This window comes from Lacisediminimonas sp. (genome assembly GCF_030645335.1).
Classification (GTDB): domain Bacteria; phylum Pseudomonadota; class Gammaproteobacteria; order Burkholderiales; family Burkholderiaceae_D; genus Lacisediminimonas.
On the sequence record NZ_JAUSNH010000048.1, the window covers coordinates 1 to 4,262 of the forward strand.

A 4,262-nucleotide genomic window follows, 5' to 3' on the forward strand; every position below is an offset into this window, starting at 1 on the left:
ACCATGATCAGCACCACGGACACCAGCGCGAACTCGACCGCAGCCGCGCCCTTCTGGCTGGTGATGAATGCGCCTTTGCGGAAAGCTCTCATCACAATACCTGCCTCATGGTTGAGCTGACGTCGGCAAAGGGAATGTCCGTCACCGCCGGAAGAATCGGCACCAGGAATCTGAATGTGTATCCGACCACCCTGACCTGCACCAGGTTGATGGTGCCGCTTCCAGTGCCGACATCCGCATAGGCGCCGCCGGCGCACGCCACGCTGGGCGAAGCCGATGGCGACGAAATGCGATCGCATATCACGACCATGCCGGTGTCCAGGCCCTCCACCAGTTTGGGCCCGGTGCAGCCTTCATTGCCGTGTACAGCCAGGCAGCGGGCCGCCGCCGCCGGATAGCCCGGATCGGTCGGCGTGTGCTGCGACAGCAAGCGGGTCGCGTCGCGCACCGACTTGACCAGCGCGCTGTAGTAATACATCGAGCGCGCAATGTCGACCGATCCGCCCAGCAGGATCAGCAGGGGGATCAGCAGGACGGCCAACTCCACCGCTACCGCGCCGGACCGGTAACACATCCTGCGTGGCATCCGGCTGGACGAAAGGCGGCTTGTCCCGATCTTCGTCCCACTCTTCGTCACGTTCTTCCTCCTGATCATCATCGGCTCCCTCATTGCACCAGCGTTGGCACCAGCGGCCCAGCGCTGGTCGCGGCACCGGGAGCGCCCAGGGTCGCGCAGGGACTGGACGGATCACTGGACATTCCGAGATACTCGATATACATCCTGGTTGCGCCAGTGCCTGATCCGCCGGAGTTGGTATTGATGGGATGCAGCATCATGATGCAAGCCCAGGACTGGACCGGCGCCGTCGACGAAGAGGCAAAGGAGGAGCAGTCGACAACGGGCATGATCGCCATCCGGCGGTCGGCACCATTTGCCTGCAGCCAGGACGGCCCCTGTATCGTCGAGTTGCTCTTGATCCCCAATCCTGTACTGGTGTTGCCCTGATAGCCGGCGAAGGCTGAGCGCCGCGTGACGAAGTCTGCATAGGCATTTTTCTTGCTCGGCCAATTGATCTCGGTATAGGCGTAGCCCGTATAGTCGGACGCTGCTGACGAGGGGCTGATGGAAGGCGAGTAGATGCCGAAGCGGGTATTCCAGTCATCCGCAACAGAAGATACGTTGCCCGGCTGGCCGACCTGCGCGCCCGTCGCCGGCAGGTTGCAGGCGCCACTACCCTTCAGGATGGCGGCCAGCTCACTGGCGCCACCCGCCGGCGGCGTGAAGTCGATCCATTTGAAATTCCCGGTCAGGCCCCCGCCGCCGGGAGGTCCGATCACGCCAAGCAGCCAATCGCCTTTGGACTTTCCCGCCAGATCGGCGCCACAGATTCCGACCGGCAGCGCACAGAGGGTCTGTGCAGGCACGACCGTGGCGGCCGCTTGTGCCTCCACTGTCTGGCTGCCGACGTTCACGCCAGGGATCACGTTCAATACACTGACCAGCCAGTTGCTGATACCCGGCCGCGTCACCGTGCAGCGGACGTATTTGACTGCCAGCGCGGACGCGCCGGAAAAGCTGCCCTTGGTGCCGAACCCGCCATCCGGCGAGTCGCTGAAGCTCACGCTGGAATCGGCCTCGAGCACCGCCGCCTCGCTCTGAAAGAGCACTGAATTGGCCTGGCCGGTGGCGATGCCGGCAGCCTCGGCGATGGCCAGTTGCGTGCTGCTGACGCCGGTCAGCTCGCGCGAAGCGGCCAGCGCGCAGGCATCAGCACTGGTCTGCAATTCATTCTTTGCCACGAACAGCTTGCCAAGATCGATGGCAAGCCCCGCAAAGCCGATCAGCGTGACCAGCGAGAGCGCCACCAGTATCCCGATGGCTCCCCCCTGCTTGCGGCTGGAACGCGGCCTGCTCGACATGACATGCTCTCCTGTGCGCAGCGGCCCTAACGGGCGGCGCCGGAAATGCCGATCGTGAAGGAAGGCTGCGCCGGCGGCGTCCGGTACGACGCCTCGTAGCGCCCCATCGCCTCATGCGAAGCGATGCCGTCCAGCTTGGGCTGTTCCGATGATGGCGGGCCGGCATTCAAGGTCTGCTGCGCACGCAGCACAGACACGGATTCACCGAAATGGGCATCGAGATTGGGCGATACGGGAGCGCAGGCCGTCATCAGCAGCGCAGCCATCGCGGTGAAGCTGCCGGCGATCGCGTGAGTGAATTTCATGGTCCCCTCCTTATTTTGTTTCATAGCCACTGGGTGCGCCGCGCGCAGGCATTGCGGCTGGCGTGGCCGGCGCGGCGGGCCCGGTCGGCGTGCCCGGCCCGGATGGAGCCTGTGCAGCCTGTCCCTCCATCTTCCCGCCCAGGAAAAATTCGGATCGGGTCGGCTCAACGTAGTGGTCGGTCGGGACAACGTAATCAGGCGGCAGTGGCTTGACCAGCCGCGGCGTCACGATGAACACCAGTTCGCTGCGGTCGGTCTGGAAATTGCTGCTGCGGAACAACGCCCCGAGCACCGGCAGCTCACCCAGCACCGGGAACGCGCTGATGTTCTGGGTCACGTTATTCTTGATCAGGCCGCCAATGGCGAAGCTCTGGCCGTCGATCAGCTGCACGGTTGTCGCCGCCCGCCTGGTCGTGATCAGCGGAAGTATCGATGTCACGCCGGTACCGGACGCCGTCAGGCGCGCGCCCTGGGGCGACAGCTCGGACACTTCCGGCGCCACCTTCAGGTTGATCCGTCCACCGCTGAGAACGGTGGGCGTGAAGCGGACCCCGACCCCGAACTCCTTCTCTTCCAGGGTGATCACCGTGCCGCTGCCGGAGGACTGGGGAACCGGAATGAATATCTTGCCGCCGGCAAGGAAGCTGCCCTCCTGGCCGCTGATGGCCATGACGGTCGGTTCGGCCAGGATTTTTACCAGCCCATCCTGCTTCTGGGCGTCGATGCCGATCGATGTGAATGTACCTCCCGCTTGCGGAGGAGAATTTTGTGAAAGGATGCCGGTACCACCGCCAAAAAAGCCGGAAATGAATTTCGACCAGGCGCCGCCGTCGGTGATGGCCTGCCGTGCGAAATTGATGCCGAAGCGGTCCAGCAGGGTCTTCGAAATCTCGGCCACCTTCACTTCCAGCATCACCTGCTGCGGCGCCGCCACTGACAACATGTTCACGATGCGCGGGTTGTACACCATCGCACTGCGCGCTGCGCCCCCGCCAGCAGCACCCGGCGGGCGCACGAAGGCATTGGCAATCTGGATCGCGCGCTCCACCGCAACGCTATCCGAAGCGACGCCGGACAGGACCAGTGAATCGGACGCGGCGCTGACCCGGATGTCTTTCTCGGCCGGCATCAGGTCGCGCATCTGCGTTTGCACCCCGAGCGTGTCCAGTCCTACGCTCACCTCGACCCTCGCGCAACGTCCATCCCGATCCTGGAACATCAGGTTGGTGGAGCCAACCTCTTTCCCGAACAGGAAGTACATCCCCCTGGCCGTCTGCGAAGTCGTGGGCTCGACCTGCACGATTTCAGGGTCGCCAATGGAGCGCAGGAATGCCGGTGAAGGCAGGCGCAGTTTCTGCAGGTCGAGCGTGCCCGATTTTCCCTGCGGGAGCGTAACCTGTGACCCCGGGCCGAATTCCCCGACACAGACAGGAGTGGCCACGCGCGGGGGCGCAGGCTGCTCAGCGGTCTTGGCGGTCTTGGCAGCCTTCGCCGACCTGGCCGACTCGGGCCGGGTACTGGCGGGACGCTCCGCAGCCTGCCCCGCGGGCAGGCCGGCAGCTTGCGCTGCCGGCTGCGCCAGGGCCGGACCGATCGGAAAAAGCATCGCTGTCCCGATTGCAAGCGAAAGGCCGGTACGCAAACTGTTCGACATTCTTTTTTTGTTCACGTTACTTCCCCTGATGTTTGGTGTTTGATGCGGACGAAGAGCGGCGGCCAGTAACACTGCAGGTGCTCAGTAACACTGCGTGATGCGCCCACCGCCGGTCAGGACCAGCTGGCAATCCGGTACGCGGAGGGTGGCCGGGCTGGCCGGCCTCTGCACTTTCGCGGCCGCCTTCTTCGGCGCTGGGGCCGCAGGCGCACTCACGTTGAGCAAGGTTTGCTTGGTCGCGCCCGCCGTCACGGTGGGCGAGCTGTCGACCTGGTTACGCAGCTTGAGCGAGAGCAAGCCGACGCTGCGCGCCAGGTCCAGCGTCTCCGCCTGCTCCGGCGTGACTTCAAGGGTGACCGCGTTGACAACCTTCGGCTTGGTTT

The 4,262-nt window shown here is 64.3% G+C and carries 4 protein-coding genes and 1 pseudogene; all 5 read right to left on the reverse strand.

Annotation, left to right across the window (positions count from 1 at the left end; translation table 11 throughout):
- Positions 1 to 91: 91 nt before the first annotated feature.
- Positions 92 to 586 carry a TadE/TadG family type IV pilus assembly protein gene (locus Q7T64_RS03880; RefSeq protein ID WP_304791477.1) on the reverse strand — a complete coding sequence of 165 codons (495 nt, stop codon included), beginning with the start codon at positions 584 to 586 and terminating at the stop codon, positions 92 to 94.
- 80 nt (positions 587 to 666) lie between these two features.
- Positions 667 to 1,920 (reverse strand): TadE/TadG family type IV pilus assembly protein, encoded by a 1,254-nt coding sequence (locus Q7T64_RS03885; RefSeq protein ID WP_304791480.1) that lies wholly within the window; start codon positions 1,918 to 1,920, stop codon positions 667 to 669.
- A gap of 26 nt (positions 1,921 to 1,946) precedes the next feature.
- Positions 1,947 to 2,225 carry a hypothetical protein gene (locus tag Q7T64_RS03890; protein WP_304791482.1) on the reverse strand — a complete coding sequence of 93 codons (279 nt, stop codon included), beginning with the start codon at positions 2,223 to 2,225 and terminating at the stop codon, positions 1,947 to 1,949.
- A gap of 10 nt (positions 2,226 to 2,235) precedes the next feature.
- Complete coding sequence (locus tag Q7T64_RS03895; protein ID WP_304791485.1) at positions 2,236 to 3,831, reverse strand: type II and III secretion system protein family protein; 1,596 nt, start codon at positions 3,829 to 3,831, stop codon at positions 2,236 to 2,238.
- Between the two features lie 129 nt (positions 3,832 to 3,960).
- A pseudogene (locus tag Q7T64_RS03900) lies at positions 3,961 to 4,262 on the reverse strand (Flp pilus assembly protein CpaB); the annotation flags it as partial.